Annotated in this window: 15 protein-coding genes and 4 tRNA genes; 10 read left to right on the forward strand and 9 right to left on the reverse strand. The window is 68.6% G+C overall.

Translation table 11 applies throughout. From position 1 onward, the window contains the following. Positions 1–7: 7 nt before the first annotated feature. The 6 genes from H162_RS0114505 to metG all read right to left on the reverse strand — a co-directional run bounded on the left by H162_RS0114505 (position 8) and on the right by metG (position 6,552). A complete protein-coding gene (locus H162_RS0114505; RefSeq protein ID WP_020654201.1) occupies positions 8–781 on the reverse strand; it encodes a PilZ domain-containing protein in 774 nt (257 codons plus the stop codon). Positions 782–878: 97 nt separating this feature from the next. After that, positions 879–1,718 carry a pantoate--beta-alanine ligase gene (panC, locus tag H162_RS0114510; RefSeq protein WP_020654202.1) on the reverse strand — a complete coding sequence of 280 codons (840 nt, stop codon included), beginning with the start codon at positions 1,716–1,718 and terminating at the stop codon, positions 879–881. Positions 1,719–1,748: 30 nt separating this feature from the next. Beyond that, complete coding sequence (locus H162_RS0114515; RefSeq protein WP_020654203.1) at positions 1,749–2,627, reverse strand: segregation and condensation protein A; 879 nt, start codon at positions 2,625–2,627, stop codon at positions 1,749–1,751. A gap of 16 nt (positions 2,628–2,643) precedes the next feature. Next, on the reverse strand, positions 2,644–2,853 hold the full coding sequence (locus H162_RS0114520) for a DUF3460 family protein (RefSeq protein WP_020654204.1): 210 nt from the start codon (positions 2,851–2,853) through the stop codon (positions 2,644–2,646). Positions 2,854–2,920: 67 nt separating this feature from the next. Continuing rightward, on the reverse strand, positions 2,921–4,237 hold the full coding sequence (locus tag H162_RS0114525) for an enoyl ACP reductase FabMG family protein (protein ID WP_020654205.1): 1,317 nt from the start codon (positions 4,235–4,237) through the stop codon (positions 2,921–2,923). A gap of 155 nt (positions 4,238–4,392) precedes the next feature. Further along, the gene (gene metG, locus H162_RS0114530; protein WP_020654206.1) at positions 4,393–6,552 is read right to left on the reverse strand and encodes a methionine--tRNA ligase; all 2,160 of its coding nucleotides are present in this window, start codon (positions 6,550–6,552) and stop codon (positions 4,393–4,395) included. 148 nt (positions 6,553–6,700) lie between these two features. Between metG and apbC the strand changes: the two genes are divergently transcribed. Both apbC and H162_RS0114540 read left to right on the forward strand, forming a co-directional pair. Next, positions 6,701–7,789 carry an iron-sulfur cluster carrier protein ApbC gene (apbC, locus tag H162_RS0114535; RefSeq protein ID WP_020654207.1) on the forward strand — a complete coding sequence of 363 codons (1,089 nt, stop codon included), beginning with the start codon at positions 6,701–6,703 and terminating at the stop codon, positions 7,787–7,789. Positions 7,790–7,793: 4 nt separating this feature from the next. Continuing rightward, positions 7,794–8,813 carry an RNA methyltransferase gene (locus H162_RS0114540; RefSeq protein WP_020654208.1) on the forward strand — a complete coding sequence of 340 codons (1,020 nt, stop codon included), beginning with the start codon at positions 7,794–7,796 and terminating at the stop codon, positions 8,811–8,813. Positions 8,814–8,827: 14 nt separating this feature from the next. Here H162_RS0114540 and H162_RS0114545 read toward each other — a convergent pair whose 3' ends face one another. Genes H162_RS0114545 through H162_RS0114555 form a run of 3 tightly spaced genes read right to left on the reverse strand, consistent with a single transcriptional unit; the run spans position 8,828 to position 13,442 of the window. Then, positions 8,828–10,924: a putative bifunctional diguanylate cyclase/phosphodiesterase gene (locus H162_RS0114545; RefSeq protein WP_020654209.1), complete on the reverse strand. Its 2,097-nt coding sequence runs from the start codon at positions 10,922–10,924 to the stop codon at positions 8,828–8,830. Beyond that, positions 10,924–11,481 (reverse strand): YfiR family protein, encoded by a 558-nt coding sequence (locus tag H162_RS0114550; RefSeq protein ID WP_084677024.1) that lies wholly within the window; start codon positions 11,479–11,481, stop codon positions 10,924–10,926. Before H162_RS0114550 ends, H162_RS0114545 begins: the two co-directional genes overlap by 1 nt. Next, positions 11,481–13,442 (reverse strand): TonB-dependent receptor plug domain-containing protein, encoded by a 1,962-nt coding sequence (locus H162_RS0114555; protein ID WP_020654211.1) that lies wholly within the window; start codon positions 13,440–13,442, stop codon positions 11,481–11,483. The genes H162_RS0114550 and H162_RS0114555 overlap by 1 nt, the downstream gene beginning before the upstream one ends. A 501-nt stretch (positions 13,443–13,943) precedes the next feature. Here H162_RS0114555 and H162_RS32695 point away from each other — a divergent pair. The 8 genes from H162_RS32695 to H162_RS0114595 all read left to right on the forward strand — a co-directional run bounded on the left by H162_RS32695 (position 13,944) and on the right by H162_RS0114595 (position 23,389). After that, entirely contained in the window at positions 13,944–16,463 is a 2,520-nt protein-coding gene (locus H162_RS32695) for a bifunctional diguanylate cyclase/phosphodiesterase (RefSeq protein ID WP_020654212.1), read from the forward strand. A gap of 39 nt (positions 16,464–16,502) precedes the next feature. Then, positions 16,503–17,861 carry an aminotransferase class I/II-fold pyridoxal phosphate-dependent enzyme gene (locus H162_RS0114565; protein WP_020654213.1) on the forward strand — a complete coding sequence of 453 codons (1,359 nt, stop codon included), beginning with the start codon at positions 16,503–16,505 and terminating at the stop codon, positions 17,859–17,861. Then, positions 17,854–21,432, forward strand: coding sequence for an AMP-binding protein (locus H162_RS0114570; protein WP_020654214.1), 3,579 nt, complete (start codon positions 17,854–17,856; stop codon positions 21,430–21,432). The genes H162_RS0114565 and H162_RS0114570 overlap by 8 nt, the downstream gene beginning before the upstream one ends. Positions 21,433–21,460: 28 nt before the next feature. Next, complete coding sequence (gene gltX, locus H162_RS0114575; RefSeq protein WP_020654215.1) at positions 21,461–22,852, forward strand: glutamate--tRNA ligase; 1,392 nt, start codon at positions 21,461–21,463, stop codon at positions 22,850–22,852. Between the two features lie 63 nt (positions 22,853–22,915). Further along, a tRNA-Ala gene (locus tag H162_RS0114580) sits at positions 22,916–22,991 on the forward strand. A gap of 45 nt (positions 22,992–23,036) precedes the next feature. Further along, a tRNA-Glu gene (locus H162_RS0114585) sits at positions 23,037–23,112 on the forward strand. 96 nt (positions 23,113–23,208) lie between these two features. Next, positions 23,209–23,284, forward strand: a tRNA-Ala gene (locus tag H162_RS0114590). A 29-nt stretch (positions 23,285–23,313) separates the two neighbouring features. Then, positions 23,314–23,389 (forward strand) — tRNA-Glu (locus H162_RS0114595). Positions 23,390–23,394 lie beyond the last annotated feature (5 nt).

The following is a 23,394-nucleotide window of genomic DNA, read 5'->3' on the forward strand; positions in this document are numbered from 1 at the left end:
AACGGCCTCAGCGCCGCACCACCCTCCGCTGCGTCAAGCCATTCGTCACCACCCGCTCCAGGCTCTGCTGCATCTGCATCGTAATGCTCGCAAAGCTGCACCCGATCTGCACCTGCTCCCCGAGCAGGAAGGTCCGGAACGGCCGCATCAGGCGGATCTCGAGATCGGCGGTGACGACCAGCGCCGGCCCCAGCTCCAGCCGCACTCCCGCCAGCTTCCTGCCCACCGACAGTCCGAGGGCCTGTTCCGGACTCGCCCGCATCCCGACCCCGCCCTCGGAAAAGTCGTACAGCGGCAATTCGTACTGCCTGCTGCCCAGCCCGAAACTGGCCGTGTAGTTGACGCCCACCGGCGTCTCGATGCGCCGCGCCGCGCGCCGGTTCAGTACCAGGCAGCTGTCGGGAAATTCCGCCGCCACCAGGTGCGGCTGGTCCGGCAAGCCGGTCCAGTCGCGCTCGAGCTCGAACTGCAGCTTGGCGTTGCTGCCGATCACGGCGACAAAGATCGCGCGTCCGCCAGGGGGGACTTCGCTGCCGCTGAAGTCGAGCACGAAGTGGGGCAGTTCGGGGTCCACCGATTCGATCCGCGCCAGCAGCGGCTCGGCGCCGGCGGCGGCGTACACCGTCACCGGGTCGCCGCTGACGGACAGCGCGGCGAGCGCTTCCCCGATATCGAAGGGATCGCGCATTTCATGGGGAGCGAGGTCGCCGCCGATGCGGCTGACCGCATCGGTGGACCTGGGAGGGCCCTTGCGGGCAATGGCGGCGGCGGGAACGTTCAAGGCTGGTCCTGGACGTGAATGCGACAGCGCCCTAGTGTAAACCAGCCTTCCCGGTGTTGCAATTACGCAAGCAAAATACGCTTTTGCTCACGCTCGCTCAGATCTCGAGATTGTCGATCAGGCGCGTGCTGCCCAGCTTGGCAGCGGCCAGCACCACCAGCGGTTCGCCGCGCTCGAGGTCGGCGGACGTCGGCGCCTGCAGGTCGATGCGCTTGCGGATCGAGATGTAGTCCGGCTTCCAGCCGCGTGCGGCCAGGCCTTCCATCGCGCCGTGCTCCAGCGCGAGCGGATCGCGGTGGCCCGCGCGCATCTCGCCCGCGACCTGGTTCAGGCTCTGGAACAGGGCCGGCGCTTCGGCCCGCTCGGTGTCCGACAGGTAGCCGTTGCGCGAGGACAGCGCCAGGCCGTCTTCCGCACGGAAGGTCTCGGCGCCGATGATCTCGGTCGGCAGCGCGAACTGGCGCGCCATGTTACGCACGATCATCAGCTGCTGGTAATCCTTCTTGCCGAACACGGCCACGCGCGGCTGCACGCAGGAGAACAGCTTGGTCACCACGGTGCACACGCCCTCGAAGAAGCCGGGACGGAATTCGCCTTCCAGGGTGTTGCCCAGGCCGTCAGGCGGGCGCACGCGGTATTCCTGCGGCTCCGGGTACATGTCCTTCTCGGTCGGCGCGAACAGCACGTACACGCCTTCCTTCTCCAGTTTCTTGACGTCGTCCTGGAAGGTGCGCGGGTACTTGTCGAAATCCTCGTTCGGACCGAACTGGAGGCGGTTGACGAAGATCGAGGCCACCACCGGGTCGCCATGGCGGCGCGCCAGGCGCATCAGCGACAAATGGCCTTCATGCAGGTTGCCCATCGTCGGCACGAAGGCGGTGCGCAGCTGGCCGCGCAACTGGTCGCGCAATTCTTCGATGGAGGAGATGATTTTCATGGGTTAAGGATACAAGGAAGATAGGCCGGCTCAGGCCGGCGAATAGGCCAGGCGCACATAGATCGGCGCAAACGGTTCGGCCTGCGTAATTTCAATCAATGTTTCTTTCGCGAGTTCGAGCATGGCGACAAAGTGTACAACCACGATCGGGACTCCGTGCCGGCCCGCGAACAGCTCGGTGAATTCGACGAAGCGCTGCGACTGCAGGGTGCGCAGGATGGCCGACATATGCTCGCGCACCGACAGTTCCTGGCGGCTGATCCGGTGGTGCTGGGTCAGCTTGGCGCGGCGCAGCACGTCGAGCCAGGCGCGCTGCAGGTCCCACGGATCGACGTCCGGCCAGGCCTGGGCCAGCCCCTGTTCCACGAACAGCTGGGGACGCTGGAAGTCGCGTCCCTCCTGGGGCAGGGCGCCCAGCTGGACCGCGGCGCTCTTGATCTGCTCGTAGTCCAGCAGGCGCCGCACCAGTTCGGCGCGCGGGTCGCCCACGTCCTCGACCAGCTCGTCCTGGCGCCGCGGCAGCAGCATGCGCGACTTGATCTCGATCAGCATCGCCGCCATCAGCAGGTACTCCGCCGCCAGCTCCAGGTTGCGCTGGCGGATCTGCTCGACGTACTTCAGGTATTGCAGGGTCACCTGCGCCATCGGAATGTCGAGGATATTGAAGTTCTGCCGGCGGATCAGGTACAGCAGCAGGTCGAGCGGTCCTTCGAAGGCGTCGAGGAAGACCTCGAGCGCGTCCGGCGGAATGTACAGGTCGGTGGGCAGGCGCGTCAGCGGCTCGCCGTACAGGCGGGCGATCGCGGCGGCATCGTCAGGGGGAAGCGGCGCCGCGCCGGGCGAACCGTCGCCCGGCAAGTCCGGCATCGATTCGGCCGGCGCATCGGGCGCGGCCTGGTCGGGCAGCATGGGCGCCGTTCCGTCCTCAGACCTTGCTCTGGTACGGGTAGGCCTGCTGGCGCAGGCGCGATTCCTGGACACGGGCCTGCTCGTCGAGCGAGATCGGGGCCGTATCCCACAGCAGGGCGCGGCCCTCGAATTGGCGTTGTTCCATGCCCGGCAGCCGGGACTTCAGTTCCTTGATGAACTTGGTGTGCTCGGATTCGTACAGCGAGTGTTTTTTCGAGAAGATCATGATTCAGAGAATGGTTAATGCGTAGCGGCGGAGCTGATTCTTCGGCCCCGCCGGCCTGGCGTCAAGCTTATTTATGCAGCGCGTTCAGTTGACGGGCGATGATGTCGTGGTTGAGCCACAGCACCGGGCCGATTTTTTCCGATGCGCCATGGAACATCAGCGGACCGGCGCCTTCCAGCACCAGGTGCGACAGGTGGTCGGTGATCAGGGCCTTCTTGTCCTTGTGCAGGCCGGTGATGGCTTCCGAGGTGCCGATCATGACATCGGCCAGCTCCGGCGTGTTGTCCATCGGCCAGGCTGCGAAGTTGCGGAAGTGGGCGCTGGTGGCGTCGTTGTTGTAGCGCTCGATGGTGTCGAGCAGCGACTGCAACGACTCGCCCTCGCCCAGCAGCGATTCGCAGATGCGCCACTGCTCGTCGGCCCAGGCGCCGCCGCCTTCCTTCTTCAGGGCGGACAGCAGCGGGAACAGCGACAGTTCGACGCCCACGAAGATGTCCGAGGAATTGGTGCGGATTTCCGGGCAGTTGAACACGGTCGCCGGCACACCCTGGACCCAGGCCGCCTGCGCGATCGACTCCAGGCGCATCTTGGCGTAGCCCTGGGTGTAGTTGGTGTAGGTCTGCCACTGGTATTCGCCGCCGATCAGGATCTCGGTGCCGTGGTAGCCGTAGGCGGTGTAGCGCACTTCGCCGCCAGCCCTGGTCACGCGCTCGCGGATCGGTGCCGAGGCATCGATCAGGTACTTGAGCGTGTTGGCCGTGACTTCGTCGAAGTTCATCAGGATCAGCTTGCCCAGGTCGCTGTCGAGCAGGGCGCGCGAGGACATGAAGCGCTCGCCGCGGCCCTTGTAGATGCGGTTGGCGATGGCCAGGAAGGCCTTGATCTTCGGGATGCCGCCGGCCATGGTGTGGGCGAAGAAGACGTTGGCGCCTTCCGGGACCAGCTTGTCGACTTCGGCCATCACGGCGGCGGCCGAGCTGGTGAAGCGGCGCACGCCGGCTTCACGGCAGCGTTCGACGGCAGCCCAGTCCAGTTTTTCTTCCTGCCAGCCCTTCAGGGTGATACCGGACAGCATCTCGGTCGGATTCTGCTCGCCTTCCGGGGCGTCCATGTCGAAGCCCGCCATCAGCGGCACATTGATGATGCGGCCGCCGAGCTTTTCTTCCGCCTCGGCCAGTTCCTCGGCCGTCAGGGCGCGCAGGGCGCCGGTATCGTCGCGGCGGCCCACGGTCACGCCGACGATCGTCATGCCGGCCTTGCGCGCCTCGTCGATCAGGCCATTCACATAGCCGCGGCCGAACAGTTCGCCGAACAGGACGAAGACGTCGCCCTTGCGGAACACGTTGGCTTGCGGAAGATGGCGGAGAGGGGTGAATTCGGTCATATTATTAGCTGCCTATCAATAAGTTTGTAGGGGCGTTTGTAGTTTAAAAGCATGGCATTGTACACCCGCTACCGGACCCGGAAAGGACACCGGGGCCTTGCTGCCAGTATGTCATGCGGCCGGGAAAGCCCGGCCGCACAAGGATCGGGGGACGCTCAGCGGATGCGCATGCCCGGGGTCGCACCCGGCATCGGATCGAGCAGGTACAGGCCCGGATTCGCCTTCTCGTCGGCGGCGGAAGCGCACAGCACCATGCCTTCCGAGACGCCGAACTTCATCTTGCGCGGGGCCAGGTTGGCCACCATCACGGTCAGCTTGCCGATCAGGTCTTCCGGCTTGTAGGCCGACTTGATGCCCGAGAACACGTTGCGGTGGCGGCCTTCGCCCACGTCCAGGGTCAGGCGCAGCAGCTTGCCGGCGCCTTCGACGTGTTCGCAGTTGACGATTTTCGCCACGCGCAGGTCGATTTTCGTGAAGTCGTCGATCGAGATCTCGGGGGCGAGTTCCTCGATGTCGCCGGCCGCTGCCGCTGCCGCGGCCTCGGCGCCCGGCGCCTGCTCGGCGGCAACAGCGACCGGGGCGGCCGGGGCGGCCACGGCGGCCACGGCCGCGGGCTTGTCGAACAGGTTCTCGACCATCCTGGCATCCACGCGCTGCAGCAGGTGGGTATAGGCGCCGATGGTGCGGCCGACCATGGTTTCGTAGACGGCGGCGCCATGGGTGTCGGCCCAGCTCGGCTGGTCCTCGCCCAGGAAGGCGGTGACCTTGGCGGCCACGCTCGGCAGCACCGGCGACAGCATGATGGTCAGCTGGCGGAACAGGATCAGGGCCGTGGTGCAGACGTCGTGCAGTTCCCCGGCCTTTTCCGGGTCCTTGGCCAGCAGCCACGGCTTGTACTCGTCGACGTACTGGTTGGTGACGTCGGCGATCTCCATGATCTCGCGCAGGGCCTTGCCGTATTCGCGCGCCTCGAAGCTGGCCGCGATGCTGGCCTGGCGCTCGACGCCTTCGTGCATCAGGGCCTTGCAGATCCAGTTGCGGGCGGTCGGCGACAGGCTGTCGGCCAGCTTGCCGTCGAAGCGCTTGGCGATGAAGCCGGCGCAGCGGCTGGCGATGTTCACGTATTTACCGATCAGGTCGCTGTTCACGCGGGCCACGAAGTCGTCGCCGTTGAAGTCCAGGTCCTCGACCTTGCTGTTGAGCTTGAAGGCCAGGTAGTAGCGCAGCCATTCCGGGTTCATGCCCAGTTCCAGGTAGCGCAGCGGCGAGATGCCGGTGCCGCGCGACTTCGACATCTTTTCGTTGTTGACGGTCAGGTGGCCGTGCACCGCGACCTTCAGCTTGTCGATGATCGGGTGGCCCGAGAAGTTCAGCATGGCCGGCCAGAACAGCAGGTGGAAGGACACGATGTCCTTGCCGATGAAGTGCAGCTGCTCGGCGCTTGGGTCGTTCAGGAAGGCGTCGAAGTCGAGGCCCTGCTTGTCGAAGTAGTTCTTCAGGCTGGCCAGGTAGCCGACCGGCGCGTCCAGCCAGACATAGAAGAACTTGCCCGGCGCATCGGGGATCGGGATGCCGAAATAGGGCGCGTCGCGCGAGATGTCCCAGTCGGCCAGCTTTTCGCCGGCTTCGCCCAGCCATTCGGAGACCTTGTTGACCATTTCCGGCTGCAGGCGGTCCGGGGTGTTCAGCCATTCCTTCAGGAAGCTGAAGCAGCGCGGGTCGGACAGCTTGAAGAAGTATTGTTCGGACGGTTTCAGGACCGGGGTCGAGCCGGTGAACACCGAGAACGGGTTGACCAGTTCGGTCGGCTGGTAGGCGGCGCCGCAGACTTCGCAGTTGTCGCCATACTGGTCCTTGGCGTGGCAGACCGGGCACTCGCCCTTGATGTTGCGGTCGGCCAGGAACATGCCCTTGACCGGGTCGTAGAAGCGGTCGACCGTCTTGGTGACGATCAGGCCGGCATCGCGCAGCTTGCGGTAGATACCCTGGGACAGCTCGACGTTTTCCGGCGAGTCGGTCGAATACCAGTTGTCGAAGGCGATGTGGAAACCGTCCAGGTACTGGGGACGGCCGGCCGCGATCTTGGCCACGAATTCCTGGGGCGTGATGCCTTCCTTCTCGGCCGCGATCATGATCGGGGTGCCGTGGGTATCGTCGGCGCAGACGAAATGCACCTGGCGCTGCATGCCGTTGTCGCGCTGCATTCGCTGGAAACGGACCCAGATGTCGGCCTGGATGTATTCCATCATGTGGCCGATGTGGAAGGCGGCGTTGGCGTAGGGCAGGGCAGTGGTGACGAACAGCTTGCGGGTCATGGTCGAAACGCGTTGGTTATAAGAAAAGAAGCATTTTAACAGCGGATGGCCCTGCGCGCGCAGGGGGTATTGGCCGGTTTTGCCATTCCGGCAAGAGGCTGGGCTGCATTTTGCGCTACACTTCGCCCCATCACATCCGGAGATCTACATGAGCATCACAGAGAACGACGTCAAGACGGCGCTGTCGGCGGTTATCGATCCTAACACCGAGAAAGACTTCGTTGCGTCCAAATCCGTCAAGAACATCAAGGTCGAGGGCGCCGACGTGTCGCTCGAGATCGAGCTGGGCTACCCGGCGGCCAGCCAGGTGCCGGCGATCCGCGAGTCCGTGAGCGCGGCAGTCAAGGCGCTGCCGGGCGTGGACAAGGTCAACGTCAAGGTCACCAGCAAGATCCTGTCGCACACCGTGCAGCGCGGCCTGAAGGTGATGCCGAACGTGAAGAACATCATCGCCGTGGCCTCCGGCAAGGGCGGAGTCGGCAAGTCGACCACCGCGGTCAACCTGGCCCTGGCCCTGGCGGCCGAAGGCGCCAGCGTGGGCGTGCTGGACGCCGACATCTACGGTCCCTCGCAGCCGATGATGCTGGGGATCAGCGGGCGTCCCGAAAGCCGCGACGGCAAGACCATGGAGCCGCTGGAGAACCACGGCGTGCAGGTCTCGTCGATCGGCTTCATGATCGACCCGGACGAGCCGATGGTATGGCGCGGCCCGATGGTCACCGGCGCGCTGCAGCAGCTGCTGGAGCAGACCAACTGGCGCGACCTCGACTACCTGATCGTCGACATGCCCCCGGGTACCGGCGACATCCAGCTGACCCTGTCGCAGAAGGTGCCGGTCACCGGCGCCGTGATCGTCACCACCCCGCAGGACATCGCCCTGCTGGACGCGCGCAAGGGCCTCAAGATGTTCGAGAAGGTCGGCATCCCGATCCTGGGCGTGGTCGAGAACATGAGCACCCACATCTGCTCGAACTGCGGCCATACCGAAGCCATCTTCGGCCACGGCGGCGGCGCGAAGATGTGCGCCGACTTCGGCGTCGAGTTCCTGGGCGCGCTGCCCCTGACCATGTCGATCCGCGAACAGACCGATTCCGGCCGCCCGACCGTGGTGGCCGATCCGGACGGTCCGGTGGCGGGCGTCTACAAGGACATCGCGCGCAAGCTCGCCGTCAAGGTGGCCGAGAAGGCGAAGGACATGAGCAGCAAGTTCCCGAGCATCGTCGTCAAGAACGACTGAAGCCGTGCGCGTTCAGGCAATCCGCGAGCGCCTCGAGGCGCTCGGCGCGCTGCCGGAACACCAGCGGCGCGTGCTGCGCGACTGGGTCCAGGCCGCGCCGCACGAGCGCGGCCGGCGCCGGCCGGCTGACTACCTCCCCAGGCCGGTGCGCGAGGCCTTGCCGGCGCTGGACCGGGAACTGGACGGCCTGGCGCGGCTGGTGAGCAGCCATCCGGCCGAAGACGGTTCGGCGCGCCTGTTGGTGGCGCTGGGCGACGGCCAGGCGGTCGAAGCGGTGCTGCTGCCGCGCGATGGCGTGTGCGTGTCCAGCCAGGTCGGCTGCGCGGTCGGCTGCCAGTTCTGCATGACCGGCCGCGAAGGCCTGCTGCGCCAGGTCACGAGCGGCGAGATCGTGGCCCAGGTGGTGCTGGCGCGGCGCCAGCGGCCCGTGAAGAAAGTCGTCTTCATGGGCATGGGCGAGCCCGCCCATAACCTCGAGCACGTGCTGGAAGCGATCGAGCTGCTCGGCGTCGAGGGCAATATCGCACACAAGAACCTGGTGTTCTCGACCGTGGGCGACGCGCGCGCCTTCGAGCGCCTGGGGCAGGGCGCGGTCAAGCCGGCGCTGGCGCTGTCGCTGCACAGCACCGATCCCGCACTGCGCGCGCGCCTGCTGCCGCGCGCCCCGCGCCTGTCCCCGCGCGAACTGGTCGAGCATGGCGAGCGCTATGCGCGCCTGAGCGGCTATCCGGTCCAGTACCAGTGGACCCTGCTCGACGGCGTCAACGACAGCCCCGCGGAAATGGACGGCATCGTCGACCTCCTGCGCGGCAGATACGCCGTGCTCAACATGATCCCGTACAACACCGTGCCCGGCCTGGACTTCCGGCGGCCCGGCTGGGAGCGGGCGCGCGCGATCGCCGCCGGCCTGCATGCGCGCGGCATCCTGACCAAGCTGCGCGATTCCGCCGGCCAGGATGTGGACGGCGGCTGCGGCCAGCTGCGCGCCCGCGCCGGGCGCGGCATCGCGCTGCGCCGCGCCTGAGCGGGCAGGCCGGTTCAGGCGGCCGCCAGGCCGCTCGCTCCGGATTTCTCCGCATCGACCAGCATGCCGATCCGGTCGGCGTCGACCGGCCTGCTGTAGAGATAACCCTGGCCGCTGTCGCAGTCGTGGGCGGCCAGCAGGCTGGCCTGGCCGCTGGTTTCGATGCCTTCGGCCACCACCTGCATGCGCAGGCTGTGCGCCATCGAGATGATGGCCCTGGTGATCGCCTTGTCCTGCTCGTTGGCCGGCAGGTCGTGCACGAAGCTGCGGTCGATCTTGATCGTGTTGATCGGGAAGCGCTTCAGGTAGGACATCGACGAATAGCCGGTGCCGAAGTCGTCGATCGCCAGCATGATGCCGGCGCCGCGCAGCGCCTCGAGCCTGGCGATGAAGGCTTCCCCGGCATCCATCAGCATGCTCTCGGTCAGTTCCAGTTCGAGCATGCGCGGATCGGCGCCGGAGCCGCGGACGATCTCCAGCACGGTGTCGACGAATCCTTCCTCGGTCAGCTGGCGCGCCGACAGGTTGACGGCCATGCGCAGCCCGGTGCGCCCCTCGTCATGCCAGGCCTTCAGTTGGCGGCAGGCGGTCTCCAGCACCCAGTGTCCGATCGGGATGATCAGGCCGGTTTCCTCGGCCACCGGGATGAATTCCTGCGGGCCGATCATGCCCAGTTCCGGATGCGCCCACCGGACCAGCGCCTCGACCCCGATGATCCGCCCGCTGGCCAGGTCGACCTGCGGCTGGTATTCGAGCACGAACTGCTCCTGCTCCAGCGCGCGCCGCAGCTTGCCGTTCATCGCGAAGCGCTTCCGGGCTTCGCCCTGCATCCCGCTGTGGAACACCCGGTAGGTATTCTTGCCCGCGCCTTTGGCCTCATACATGGCGGTGTCGGCGAATTTCAGCAGGGTGGGGACGTCGACGGCATCGGTCGGGCAGCTGCTGATGCCGACGCTGGCCGACACGTAGATGTCATTGCCGTCGATGCGCACCACCTGCGCCAGGGCGTCGATGCAGGTCCGCGCCACCCTGTCCGCGACCGCGCCGTCGGCGACGTTCTCGAGGATGATGGCGAATTCGTCGCCGCCGAGGCGCGCCACGGTGTCGCTGGAGCGCACCGATTCGGTCAGCCGCCTGGCCACGACGCGCAGCAGTTCGTCTCCGGTGTCATGCCCGAGCGTGTCGTTGACGGCCTTGAAATTGTCCAGGTCGAGGAACAGGACGACCGCGCGCTGCTCGAAGCCTTGGGCGTGCGCGACGGCGGCCGCCAGGCGGTCGTGGAAGAAGTGGCGGTTGTGCAGCCCGGTGACGCTGTCGAAATGCGCCAGCCGGTCGAGCTTGGCCTCGACGCGCTTGCGCTCCTCGATCTCGCATTCCAGCGCGAGCTCGCGTTTCTCGATACGATCGAGCATGGCGTTGAAGGCGCGCGCCAGCAGGCCCAGGTCGGCCGACGGATCGACGTTGGCGCGCAGCGAGAAGTCGCCCTGTGCGGAAATCGCTTCCGAGGTGCGCGCCAGCGCATGCAGCGGCGCGGTCACGAAGCGCTGCAGCCGCGTGAGCACCGCATGGGCGATCAGCAGGCAGGGCAGCATCACCAGCGCGATCGCCAGCACGTACCAGCCGGTGCGGCGATAGGTCGAGGCCAGGTCGGCGTCGACCTGGATCGTGCCGACCTGCTTGCCCTGGTAGACGATCGGGCGCGAGACGCTCAGGCGTCGCAGGGAAAAGCGGTAGTCGTCGCCGCCCAGTACGGCCGGCGCCGTGGACCCGGCAAGGTCCGCGCGCGCGTAGGTGGCGAACACCGCCTGCCCGGCATCGAGCACGGTCGCATGCGAGACATCGGCATCGGCCTTGAGCGAGGCCAGGATGTCGCGGGCGGAGGCCTGGTCGTTGAAGATGATCGCCGCCGACAGGTTTTCGCCGGCCACCGCCGCTTCGTTGCGGGTCTGCTCCAGCAGCGCCGCGCCGGAAAACCAGGTCTGCAGCACCAGCAGCAGGCCGCCGCCGAGCAGGATCACCACGCCGCTGGTGAACAGGTTGGCCAGCTTCAGCTTGGTGCCGACCGCTTGCCGGTTCAGCCAGCGGAATCGAAGTCGCGCTCTCAGTTTCATCAGTAAACCCTCCTGGCCAGCCGCAACAGCTTGGAGCTGATGTCCAGCCTGGCCTCGCGTGCGCTGGCCTGGTTGAATTCGAAGCCGATCTTCCGGTCTTCCGTGCTCAGTTCGATGATGATGCCCTGGCGCGCCGCCCCTTCGCGTTCGGCGATGGTGAGGACGCCGGCGGCCAGCCGGACCCGTTCCGGCAGCATCAGGAAGTCGTCCACTTCGGAATCCGCAATGAAAACGATCTGGCAGCTGCGCATGGCTTCCCCGGCATTGCGCAGGCGCGTGACGGCGACCTGCAACTGGCCGACTTCCTTCCTGTCGATCGTATCGAGTGCGTCGCCGAACGGGTCGCGTCCCAGCACGCACAGGCGCAGCAGCCTGTCCGGGCGTTCGGGCCAGTTCGTGAAACGGGCGAAGTTGTAGATGAAGGCCGCTTTCAGCGCGTACTCGGGCGTGGCCGGCGGCTGGGCCAGCGCCACGGCGAGCCCCGGCAGTGCGCAGGCGAGAAGGATGATGCGCGCAATACGGGACAGCGGCGCGCTTCGGCGTGGGAACGATCGCATCAGAAGCGGTAGCTGAGTTCCATGCGGAAGACGCGCCCATCCTGCCGGATCGACTGCAACAGCCGCGGCGGCGAGGAGTTGTCGTAGTGCTCGTCATTGGGCGGATCCGCGTACTGCTTGTCGAGCAGGTTGTAGATGCTTGCCGACAGCGCGATACGCGGCGTCGGCCTGATGCCGGACAGCGTCAGGTTGAGGACCGTGAAGCCTCCCACCGCCCCGCCGAGGATGGTGGGACGACGGCTGGTGTACTGGGCTTCCAGGCCGAGGCGTCCGGCGCCGGTCCCGAACGGGCGGCTGTAGTTCAGCTTTGCCAGCCGGGCCGGGGAATTGGCCAGGCGTTCGCCGGTAGCGCTGTCGCGTGCAACCTGGAACGCGGTGCTGAGCTTCAGGCGGCTGCCGTCGCGGCCGAGGCTTTCCGCCTCCAGCTCGAGGCCCCGGGCCGAGGCCGCATCGAGGTTGGTGAAATACAGGCGCTGGTCGGCCGGATCGGCCGTCTGGGAAATCAGGCTGTCGAGGCGGTAGACGAAGGCCGAGGCGCTGGCGCGAAAATCCTGGCGCGGGAAATATTCGGCCACGACTTCGTAGGTCTTGATGTGTTCCGGCCGCAAGGCCGGGCCGCTCTTGAAGCCCGTGGCGTCGGTGATGTAATAGCGTTCGAATGCATTGGGCGAACGGAATGCGGTGCCGTACAGGAGCTTGGTGGTGACATCCGGCGTCAGTTCGTAGATCAGGCCGATACGCGGGCTGTTCGCATGGCCGCCTTCGGCGTCGACGTCGTGGCGCAGGCCGGCGTTCAGGATCAGCCGGTCGCCGAGCCTGATTTCATCCTGCACGTAGAAGGCATGGCCGCGCTTCGGGTGGTCCTCGTCGAGGACCAGCTCATACGGATCGACATTCCGGTTGGACAGGCGCCTGGTCCGGGCGTTGAAGGCTTCGATACCGTAGATCAGCTTATGGTCGTCAAAGGCCCGGCTCAGGAAGCGCAGTTCGCCGCTCACGACGCCGCTGTGCGACGTATCGCGATTCAGCCCGGAGGCAAGGGGCGTGTAGGCGGAATCGCCCTGGTACTGGTAGCGGTTGAAGTTCAGGTTCGCGTGCAGGTCGAGCGTCTTCGACACCGCATGCTGGAAGGCGGCGCTGACCGACAGGTAGCGGTCGACCGTCAGGCTGCGCGGATCGTTGAACTGCTGGCCGAACGACGCCGTCGGCACGCCCTTGACGCGATCGCCGAACAGCGCGGTGAGGGTCAGGCCCTCGAACGCATATTTGGCGAACAGCCGCTGGTAGCGATCCGCGTCCAGCCCGGAAGCAACGCCATGGTTGCTGGCGGCATCGTCGAATTCCGGAAAATAGCGGTCGATGCCGCTGCTGGCGCTCCCGGTGATCCGCAGCAGGCCCTCGCCGCCGTTGTCGAAGCGCTTGCCGAGCGTGAGCGCGGCCTTGCCGGTCCGGTAACTGCCCAGTTCGACGCCGACGGCGGCGCCGGCCAGCGCCCGCGGCTTCTTCGTGATGATGTTGAGCACGCCGAAGAATGCGTTGCTGCCGTAGATCGCCGAGCCCGGGCCGGGAACGTATTCGACCCGTTCGATCAAGTCCACATCGATCGGGAATTCCGTGCCGATCGAGCCCTGTCCATACACGCTGTCGTTGAGCCGCTGGCCGTCGACCAGCAGCAGCACGCGCGAATTGTAGGCGCCCGAACGGCCCGAGCCGCGGGTGCCCATATAGCTGTAGTTGCGGTCGTAGGAGACCTGGACCCCGCGCACGCCGCGCAGGATGTCGGCCAGGGTGCGGTAGCCGAAGGTTTCGATGTCCTCGGCCGTCACGACCGATACCGCGGACGGCGCTTCGCTCAGTTTCTGCGCAAATTTCGATGCGGTGACGATCTCGACCGACAGCAACTGGTCGAACGACAAGGCGGTCAGGTCCTCGGCGCGCGCCGGGAATGCGGCACTGCACAAGAGCGCAACGAGGGCGGGCAGCGTCTTTCCGGCGCTACGCAGTGGGTGCTGGCGTAGTGGGTGGCACGGTGATTGGAGTAAATCGGACATCGGGATCAGGATCTAGGTGGATCGGCGACCGGCGAATTCAGGGCTCAGGCAGATCGGTGGTGAACGCGTGGCGTTCCGTCTGGTTGCAAGTGACGACAGCGCGGCCTGGACCGGGCCGCGATGGCCAGCGCATTCCCGGGCATTCCGGACAGCAAGGAGTCATGCAGGTGATTTTCCTTTATAGCCTTTAGGTTACACGTTTCTTGTTGCACTGCAGAATGGTTTAGGGGAAGGTGTTGGTGCCAGGCAACGATCTGTTGTGAAAAACGATACGGCCTGCGCGACAAGCTAAATACCGGCGCTGTTTATCCGTCACCTTTCTGCTTGAAAATAAAGTCATGGCGAATTTCCCTGCCTAAACTCGGTTTCTGGAGCGTCTTGCCGAGGCGCCGGTGTGCCGATGGGAGCCAGATGAACGACAACGACAGTGTGCGGTGGAGCGGGCGCTACCTGGCCGCCGTCCACCGATTCATACCAGTGCGGCTGCAGCAGGACGCCCAGACCATGGCGCGCGCCGAAAACGTCGTGAATGCGGCGGTGATGGCCGGCACCGCCGGACCGCTCTACGCGCTGGCCTACTGGCTGCTCGGCCTGCGCCTGGCCGCCGCCGAGATCCTGCTGTGCTGCCTGTGCATGCTGGCCGCCCCCTGCGTGCTGCGCGCGAGCGGCAGCCTGGGCGCCGCGCGCGGCCTGTTCCTGTGCGCGCTGTTCTTCAATTTCAGCTGGCTGACCTGGCACCTGGGCGGCATCGCCGCGCCCACCGCGAGCTGGCTGATCACCGGGCCGGTGGTGGCGATGTTCCTCGGCGGCGTGGCCAGCGCCGTGCTCTGGCTGGCGCTGAGCTGCGCCAGCGCGTCCGTCATCCATGGCGTGCAGGCGGCCGGGATCGTCCGCCTGGAGCCGCCCGTGGCCGACATGGCGCTGCTCTACCTGGTCTGCGACATCGGGCTGTACGTGGTGGTGCTGGTGTTCGTGCTGCTGTTCGAGCTGACCAAGAACGAAGGCTTCGTCAAGCTGCAGCAGGCGCTGTCCACCATCAACGAACTGGCGATCCGCGACGAGCTGACCGGCAGCCATAACCGGCGCTTCCTGCTCGGCCTGATCGAAAAGGAAAAGGAGCGCAGCGACCGCAATCGCCGCAGCTTCTGCCTGTGCCTGTTCGACATCGATTTCTTCAAGCGCATCAACGACACCTACGGGCACACCGCCGGCGACACCGTGCTGCGCGCCTTCGCCCAGGCGGTGCAGGCCCAGATCCGCGGCACCGACGCCTTCGGGCGCTATGGCGGGGAGGAATTCCTGCTGATGCTGCCCGAGACGCCGGCGCCGGACGCGGTGCTGCTGGCCGAGCGCGTGCGCCTCGTGATCGAAGGCCTGCGCTGCCAGGACGACGGCAGCGAGATCAGCCTGACGGTGTCGGTCGGGGTGGCCGAATACCGGCTGGGCGAACCGGTGGCGCAGGCGATCGTGCGCGCCGACGAGGCGCTGTACCTTGCCAAGTCGAGCGGCCGCAACCGGGTGCTGTGCCATGGCGCGGACGCGCGCCCGGCGCCGGCCGCCCCCGATGCACGCGGCATGGCGGCGAACGACATGGGCGCGAGCGTGGCGCGCATGCTCGACGGCGCGCATTGCGACCAGCTCACCGGCCTGCTCAGCCGGCGCCTGCTGCGCGACCGGCTGCGCCACGCGATGGACCGGGCCGACCGCAACCGGCGCCTGATCGCGCTGCTGCTGCTGAACATCAACCGCTTCAAGGAGATCAACGACGCCCTCGGCTACGAGGCCGGCGACGCCTTGCTGGCCCAGGCCGGCGGCGCGATCCGCGGCTGCCTGCGCGATTCCGACACCGTGGCGCGCTGGGCGGGCGACGAGTTCATCGCGCTGCTGGAAGACCTGGGCGCGGAAAGCGACGCGCGCCAGGTGGCGGAAAAGATCCTCGACCGCTTCGGCCTGCCGCTCGAGGTGGGCGGGCGCGCGTGCTGCGTGAGCCTGGCTGTCGGCGTGGCGCTGTATCCGGCCGCCGACTGCGACCTCGACGCCCTGCTCAAGCGGGCCGACATCGCCATGCGCGCCGCCCGCGAGTGGGGCGAGAACAGCGTCCAGCTGTACAGCGGGACGGTCGCCCAGCCGCACAGCGAGCGGCTGGCGCTGAAGAACGGCCTGCGCGACGCGCTCGCCCAGGGCCAGCTGTTCCTCGAATACCAGCCGCAGATGGAACTGGCGGCGCGGCGCGTGGTCGGCGTCGAGGCCCTGCTGCGCTGGCAGCATCCGGTGTACGGCCGGATCGCGCCTGGCCGCTTCATCCCGCTGGCCGAGGAAACCGGGATGATCGTGCCGATCGGCGACTGGGCGCTGCGCACCGCCTGCATCCAGAACCGGAGCTGGCGCGAGGCCGGCCTGCCCGAGGTCAAGACGGCGGTCAACCTGTCGGCGCGCCAGCTGAAGGAGCCGGGCATGGCGGCGCGCGTGCTGCAGATCCTGCTCGACACCGGGATGCCGGCCCGCCTGCTGGACCTGGAAATCACCGAGGGCATGCTGATCGAGGACCTGGGCGCCAATTGCGCGGTGATGAACCGCCTGCGCCAGGCCGGGGTGCTGGTCTCGATCGACGACTTCGGCACCGGCTACTCGAGCCTGAACTACCTGTGCGAACTGCCGGTGGACATCCTCAAGATGGACGGGCTGTTCGTGCGCCGCCTGGGCGGCGGGGCGGGGCGTTCGTACGCGATCGCCGAGACCATCGTCGCGATGGCCCACCGGCTGGGCTTGAGCGTGATCGCCGAATCGGTCGAGACCGGCGAGCAGCTGGCCGACCTGTGCGCGATGGGCTGCGATTGCGCCCAGGGCTACCTGTTCGACCGACCCCTGCCGCCCGAACAGGTCGCGGCGCTGCTGGCGCGCCAGGGGCAGGCATCCGCGCTGCCGGCCTGAAGCCGGCCCGAATCCCACCTCCTATGATTGGAGAACGCCTTGCTGAATGAATCCGTCCCATTCGATCCGGCCCGGGATCCGGCGGCGCTGGCCGCCTCGGGCGCCCTGGAGGGCAACATCGCCCAGTTCGCGCAGCCGCGCGGACCCGACCTGCTGCGCCGCGGCGCCGCCCTGGACGCCTGGTGCGCGCTGCGCGCCCGCCACGGCGTCTGGCCTTACGCGCGCGTGCTCGAGGGGCCGCCGGAACCGCTGGCGACGGTCGCCGGCGATGGCATGCCGGCGCTGCGCGGCATCAATTTCGCCTCCCAGGACTACCTGTCGCTGGCGGCCCACCCGGCGGTGGCCGAGGCGGCGCTGCGCGCGCTGGGCGAGGCCGGGCCGCACAGCGCCGGCTCGGCTGTTCTGCTCGGGAATACCCGCTATTCGCGGCGCCTGGAAGGGGCGCTCGGCGAGCTGCTCGGACTGGGCCAGGTGGTGCTGTTCCCGACCGGATGGGCGGCCGCCTTCGGCGCCATCACGGCGCTGGTGCACGGCGCCGACCATGTCGTGATCGACCAGCTGGCGCACGCCTCGCTGCGCCAGGGCGCGGCGGCGGCCACCCGCAACGTGCTGGTGCACCGCCACCTGGACTGCGACCACGTGCGCGAGCTGCTGGCGGCGATCCGCGCGCGCGACGCCGCGAATGCGATCCTGGTCGTCACCGAGGGCCTGTTCAGCATGGACGCCGACAGCCCGGACCTGCCGCTGCTGCAGCACCTGTGCCGCGAGTACGGCGCGACCCTGCTGGTGGATGTCGCGCACGACCTGGGCGCGATGGGACCGGGCGGCCTGGGCGTGATCGGCGCCCAGCGCATGCATGGCCGGATCGACCTGGTGCTGGGGGCATTCTCGAAGACCTTCGCCGCCAACGGCGGCTTCGTCGCCTGCGCCGAGCGCCCGGCGCGGCGCCAGATCCAGATGTATGCCGGGCCGCACATGTTCTCGAACGCGCTGTCGCCGGTGCAGGCGGCGACCGTGCTGGAAAGCCTGCGCATCGTCACCTCGGGCGAAGGAGAGGGGCTGCGCGCCGACCTGATGCGCAATGCGGTCGAGCTGCGCGCCCTGCTGGCCGGGGCCGGGCTGCATTGCCTGGGGGCGCCGTCGCCGATCGTGCCGGTCTGGATGGGATCGGAGGCGGTCGCGCGGGTGGCCGGCATGCTGCTGGCGCACGACGCGGTGTTCGTCAATCCGGTCGAGTATCCGGGCGTGCCGCTCGGCGCCGCGCGCCTGCGGCTGCAACTGATGGCGCAGCATACGCCGGCCCAGGTGCGGCGCGCGGCCGGCCTGGTGGCGGGCGCGGCAGGGCGCGCCGGCGCCGGGCGTCCCGCCACGCACACGCCGGGGCGCTGCCGTGGCTGAGCGCGAGCCGCCGCGCCCCGAGCCGGTCGGCGAACGCCTGCGCCGCCATGCCCGGGCCGCGCCGGCGCGGATCGCCTTCACCTTCGTGCGCGAGGACGGGCGCGAGGAATCGCTCAGCTTCGGGGAGCTCGATGCGCGGGTCGATGCGCTGGCCGGGGCGCTGGCCAGCCTGGCCGGGGCGGGCGAGCGCGCGGCCCTGCTGTATCCGCCCGGACTGCCGTTCATCGTCGCCTTCTTCGCCTGCCTGCGCGCCGGGCTGGCGGCGGTGCCCGCGCCGCTGCCGCGCCGGAACGGCGGGGAGCGCCTGCGGGCCCTGCTGGACGACGCCGACCCGGTGCTGGTGCTGAGCACGCGCGACACCGCCCCCGGCCTGGCGGCGCCGCTGTCGGGCGGACGCGCCTGCCTGGTGTGCACCGACGCCATGGCGCCGGGACGCGCGCCGGCCCAGTCCCCGCGCGGCGGGCTCGCCTTCATCCAGTACACCTCGGGATCGACCCTGGCGCCGCGCGGCGTCGAGGTCAGCCATGCGAACCTGGCCGCCAACGTGGACGCGATCGGCCGGACCTTCGGCTTCCACGCGGGCAGCGTGATGGTCGGCTGGCTGCCGCAGTTCCACGACATGGGGCTGATCGGCAGCATCGTGGCCCCGGCGGCGTTCGGCTTCCGTTCCATCCTGATGGCGCCCGCGACCTTCCTGCGCCAGCCGCGGCGCTGGATCGAGGCGATCGGCGCCTACGGGGCGACCTGCGCCGGGGCGCCGGATTTCGCCTGGGACCTGTGTGCGCGCCGCGTGAGCGGCGAACAGAAGGCCGGGCTCGACCTGTCGCGGCTGGAGGTCGCCTACAACGGCGCCGAACCGGTGCGCGCGGCCACCCTGCGCCGGGTGATCGAGGCGTTCGGCGGCTGCGGCCTGCGGCGCGAGGCGCTGTTCCCGTGCTACGGCCTGGCCGAGCACACGCTGCTGGTGTCGGGCGGACCGCGCGGCCGGGCGCCGCGCATCCTGGCCGTGAGCCAGGCGCGGCTCGAGGCGGGGCAGGTGCGCGAGGCCGCGGCCGGCGATCCCGGCGCGCGCGAGCTGGCCAGCTGCGGCCCGCCGGCGCCCGGCGTGACGGCCCTCATCGTCGACCCGGACAGCGCCCGCCCGGCGGGCCCGGGGCGGGTCGGCGAGATCTGGCTCGCCGGCGCCTCGGTGGCGCGCGGCTACCACGGCGGCCCGCAGCGCACGGCGGGCGTATTCGGCGCCCGGGAGGCCGACGGCGGCGGACCCTGGCTGCGCAGCGGCGACCTGGGCTTCGTGCGCGACGGCGAGCTGTATGTCACCGGGCGCCTGAAGGACCTGGTGGTCGTCCACGGACGGAATATCTATCCCCAGGACGTGGAGGCCCTGGTGGAGGAGGTGGCGGGTTTCCTGGAACCGAACCGCTGCGCGGCCTTCGCGCTGGAGCGCGGCGGGCGCGAACGGCTGGCGATCGTGGTGGAGGCGGACCGGCGCCTGGTGCGCATCGCGCGCCAGGGCCGCGGCGACGGCGCCGGCATCGCGCAGCTCGATGCGCTCGGGCAGCGCATCCGCACGGCGGTGGCGGCCCGCTTCGGCATCGCGGTCGACCTGCTGGCGTTCGTGCGGCCCGGCAGCTTCCCGCGCACCAGCAGCGGCAAGCTGCAGCGCGGCCATTGCAAGGCGCTGGCGGTGCGCGGCGAACTGGAGGTGGTTCATGCGGCGCGCGACGCCGTGCACGAAGCGCACCCCTTGCGGCGCGCCGACGATCCGCCGCCGCCCGCCGCCAGCCGCGCGGCGGCCGACGCGATGATCGGGTGGCTGCGCCAGTACGCGCCGCGCCGCCTCGACCTGCGCCTGATGGACGAGCGGCGCGCCATGCCGCCGCACCTGGTGCTCGACTTCGGCAACCACGGCCTGCTCGGCATGCAGGCCCCGCTCGCGCTGGGCGGCCAGGCGCTGGCGAGCGCCGACCTGCTGCGCGTGATGGAGCAGCTGGCCGCGATCGACCTGACCGTGGCGACCATGGTCGGGGTCCACAACGGCCTGGGGCTGCGGCCGCTGTTGCGCTTCGGCGCCCGGGCGCTGCGCGAGCGCGTGGCGCCCCAGCTGGCCGGCGGGCGCGCGCTGGCGGCCTTCGCCCTGACCGAGCCGGCGGCGGGCGCCAATCCGCTGGCGATGCGCACGCGCGCGCTGCGCTGCGAGGGCGGCTGGCGCCTGAGCGGCGACAAGCACCTGATCGGCCTGGCCGGCTGGGCCGGCTGGATCACGGTGCTGGCGCGCGCGGTGGACGAGGGCGGCGCGGCGCTCGGCACGGTGGCCCTGCTGGTGCCGGAAGACGCGCCGGGCGTGCACCAGGACGCCGAGGCGCTGACCATGGGCATGCGCGCGATGGTGCAGAACGCGCTGCGCTTCGACGACGTGTTCGTGCCGGGCGCGCAGGTGCTCGGCACGCCCGGCAACGGCATGGACGTGGCGCGCGACGCCATGGCCTTCGCCCGCCTGGGCATCGGCGCGCTGTGCCTGGGTGCGATGAAGCGCTGCGCCCAGCTGATGCTGCGCTATGCGGCGCGGCGCGAGGTGGCGGGCGGGCGCCTGCTCGAGCAGCCGGCGACCCTGGCGCGGCTGGAGGCGCTGACCTGGGCGGTGGCGGCGCTGGAAGCGCTGGTGGGGGCGATCGCGGCGCGCCAGGACCAGGACGGCGCCTTGCCGCAGGAAGCTTGCATGGCCTGCAAATGCGTGGCCTCGGAACTGCTGTGGGAAGCGGCGGACGGCCTGGTGCAGGCGCTCGGCGGACGCGGCTACCTGGAGCCGAACCTGGCCCCCCGGCTGCTGCGCGACGCGCGCGTGATGCGCATCCTCGAGGGCCCCACCGAGGCGCTGTACGTCCACCTGGGCGCGGGCGCGCTGGCCGATGGCGGCTGCCTGGCCTTCGTCGAGGAGGCGCTGGGCGCGCCCGCGCTGGCGGCGCCGGTGCGCGCGGCCCTGCGCCAGGCGGGCCCCGGCGCCTCCCACGCGGCCGGGGAAGTATGCGCCTGGACCATGCTGGCCGCGGCCGCGCCGGCGGGCAGCGCCGCCGCCTGGGCCTTGCGCCGCCGCGATGCGCTGCTGCCGGCCTTGCGCCAGGACGGGGCGGGACTGGCCGGGGCGGACGAGCTGGCGCGGCGGATCCAGGGCTACGCCGGCGCGATCGGCGAGCTGGACCCGCACGGACCGGGAGAAGCGCAGGCGCGCGACCCGCTGCTGGCCCGTGCATGGCGGCCGGCGGCGGCGCCGGCCGCCGCCGCCGTCTCGGCCGCGGCGGCGGCCACGCGCGAGCTGGTGCGCGACTGCGTGCTGAATGGCTTGCGCGACGGCGGCGTCATGGAGATCGGCGACGACACGCCGTTCGCCGATGTCGGCATGGATTCGCTGGCGGCGATGCCGGTGGCGCTGGAACTGGAGCAGCGCTGCGGATTGCCGGTCGCGGCCGAACTGCTGTACGAATTCCCGACGGTCGCGCTGCTGGCCGCCTATATAGATACCAGGAGAGCGGCGAAGGCGGGTGCCGGGGCGGAGGGCGACGCGGTAAAATAGCCTCTTTACCTTTTTGCTTCTTCCCGCCATGACCGTCCGCACCCGTTTCGCTCCGAGCCCGACCGGCTACCTCCACCTGGGCGGCGCCCGCACCGCGCTGTACTCCTGGGCCTATGCCCGCCACTTCGGCGGCACCTTCATCCTGCGCATCGAGGACACCGACCTCGAACGCTCGACCCCGGAAGCCGTGCAGGCGATCCTGGACGGCATGAAATGGCTGGGCCTGGAGCACGACGAAGGCCCGTTCTACCAGATGCAGCGCATGGACCGTTACCGCGAAGTGGTGAAGGGCATGCTGGAGCAGGGCACGGCTTACCTGTGCTATTGCTCGCCGGAAGAAGTCGAGGCGATGCGCGAGCGCATGCGCGCAGCCGGCGAGAAGCCGCGCTACGACGGCACCTGGCGCCCGGAAGCGGGCAAGGTGCTGCCGCCGGCGCCGGAAGGCGTCAAGCCGGTGGTGCGCTTCAAGAATCCGCTCGATGGCGAAGTGACCTGGAACGACGTGGTCAAGGGACCGATCACGATCGGCAACAAGGAACTCGACGACCTCGTGATCGCGCGCCCGGACGGCACCCCGACCTATAACTTCTGCGTCGCGGTGGACGACTGGGACATGAAGATCACCCATGTGCTGCGCGGCGACGACCACGTCAACAACACCCCGCGCCAGATCAACATCCTGCGCGCGCTGGGCGCCGAGCTGCCGCAGTACGGCCACCTGCCGATGATCCTGGGCCCGGACGGCCAGAAGCTGTCGAAGCGCCACGGCGCGGTGAGCGTGATGCAGTACCCGGAGCAGGGCTACCTGCCGGAGGCGATGCTGAACTACCTGGCGCGCCTGGGCTGGAGCCACGGCGACGACGAGATCTTCTCGATGGAGCAGTTCACCGAGTGGTTCAACCTCGAGCACCTGACCGCCTCGGCGGCGCAGTTCAATCCGGAAAAGCTGGCCTGGCTGAACAACCACTATATCAAGCAGGCCGACAACGAGCGCCTGGCCGGGCTGGCGCGTCCGCAGCTGGAGCGCGACGGCGCGGTGTTCGACGGCGCACCGCCGGTGCCGGCGGTGCTGGCCCTGATGAAGGAGCGCACCAACACCATCGTCGAGCTGGCCGATGCCGCCATGCTGTTCTACCGCCAGCCGCAGCCGGATCCGGCCCTGCTGGCCCAGCACCTGACCGATGCGGTGCGTCCGGCGCTGGCCCAGTTCGCCGAGCGTTGCGCCAGCGTCGAATGGAACAAGGCCGCCCTGGCGGCGATGCTCAAGGAAGTGCTGGCGGCGAACGGCCTGAAGATGCCGCAGATCGCCATGCCGCTGCGCCTGCTGGTGACCGGCCAGCTGCAGACGCCGGCCATCGATGCGGTGCTGGAACTGTTCGGCCGCGAGGTCGTTCTGGCGCGCGTGCAAAAGTATCTGTAATCGCAAAACGGATATTTGCGTAATGCAAGGCCGTCCTATATAATGCTCGCACTTCAGCAGTGAGGGGGTATAGCTCAGCTGGGAGAGCGCTTGCATGGCATGCAAGAGGTCAGCGGTTCGATCCCGCTTACCTCCACCAACTCTGGAGTGTGTAGTGAGAAGTAGGTAGTGCGGTTGTTTCCGGGTCCCCATCGTCTAGAGGCCTAGGACATCACCCTTTCACGGTGAGTACCGGGGTTCGAATCCCCGTGGGGACGCCAGGTAAAGGCAGGAATGACCGAGGTGTGGCTGCAAGGCGAACGCCAGGCAGCAGTAGTCGAAGTAGCAGCAGTATGTTAGAATGTTGTTTTCCCGTGGGGGGTATAGCTCAGCTGGGAGAGCGCTTGCATGGCATGCAAGAGGTCAGCGGTTCGATCCCGCTTACCTCCACCACGTAGAAGATAACGTTTTGGCAGTCCAGGGTCCCCATCGTCTAGAGGCCTAGGACATCACCCTTTCACGGTGAGTACCGGGGTTCGAATCCCCGTGGGGACGCCAAGAAT

The organism is Massilia niastensis DSM 21313, from assembly GCF_000382345.1.
Lineage (GTDB): Bacteria > Pseudomonadota > Gammaproteobacteria > Burkholderiales > Burkholderiaceae_D > Telluria > Telluria niastensis.

Excerpts from the sequence above, each read along its gene's own strand:
- panC (WP_020654202.1), bottom strand. The coding sequence starts at position 1,718 with ATGAAAATCATCTCCTCCATCGAAGAATTGCGCGACCAGTTGCGCGGC.
- H162_RS0114515 (WP_020654203.1), bottom strand. The coding sequence starts at position 2,627 with ATGCTGCCCGACCAGGCCGCGCCCGATGCGCCGGCCGAATCGATGCCG.
- H162_RS0114520 (WP_020654204.1), bottom strand. The coding sequence starts at position 2,853 with ATGATCTTCTCGAAAAAACACTCGCTGTACGAATCCGAGCACACCAAG.
- H162_RS0114525 (WP_020654205.1), bottom strand. The coding sequence starts at position 4,237 with ATGACCGAATTCACCCCTCTCCGCCATCTTCCGCAAGCCAACGTGTTC.
- metG (WP_020654206.1), bottom strand. The coding sequence starts at position 6,552 with ATGACCCGCAAGCTGTTCGTCACCACTGCCCTGCCCTACGCCAACGCC.
- apbC (WP_020654207.1), top strand. The coding sequence starts at position 6,701 with ATGAGCATCACAGAGAACGACGTCAAGACGGCGCTGTCGGCGGTTATC.
- H162_RS0114545 (WP_020654209.1), bottom strand. The coding sequence starts at position 10,924 with ATGAAACTGAGAGCGCGACTTCGATTCCGCTGGCTGAACCGGCAAGCG.
- H162_RS0114550 (WP_084677024.1), bottom strand. The coding sequence starts at position 11,481 with ATGCGATCGTTCCCACGCCGAAGCGCGCCGCTGTCCCGTATTGCGCGC.
- H162_RS32695 (WP_020654212.1), top strand. The coding sequence starts at position 13,944 with ATGAACGACAACGACAGTGTGCGGTGGAGCGGGCGCTACCTGGCCGCC.
- gltX (WP_020654215.1), top strand. The coding sequence starts at position 21,461 with ATGACCGTCCGCACCCGTTTCGCTCCGAGCCCGACCGGCTACCTCCAC.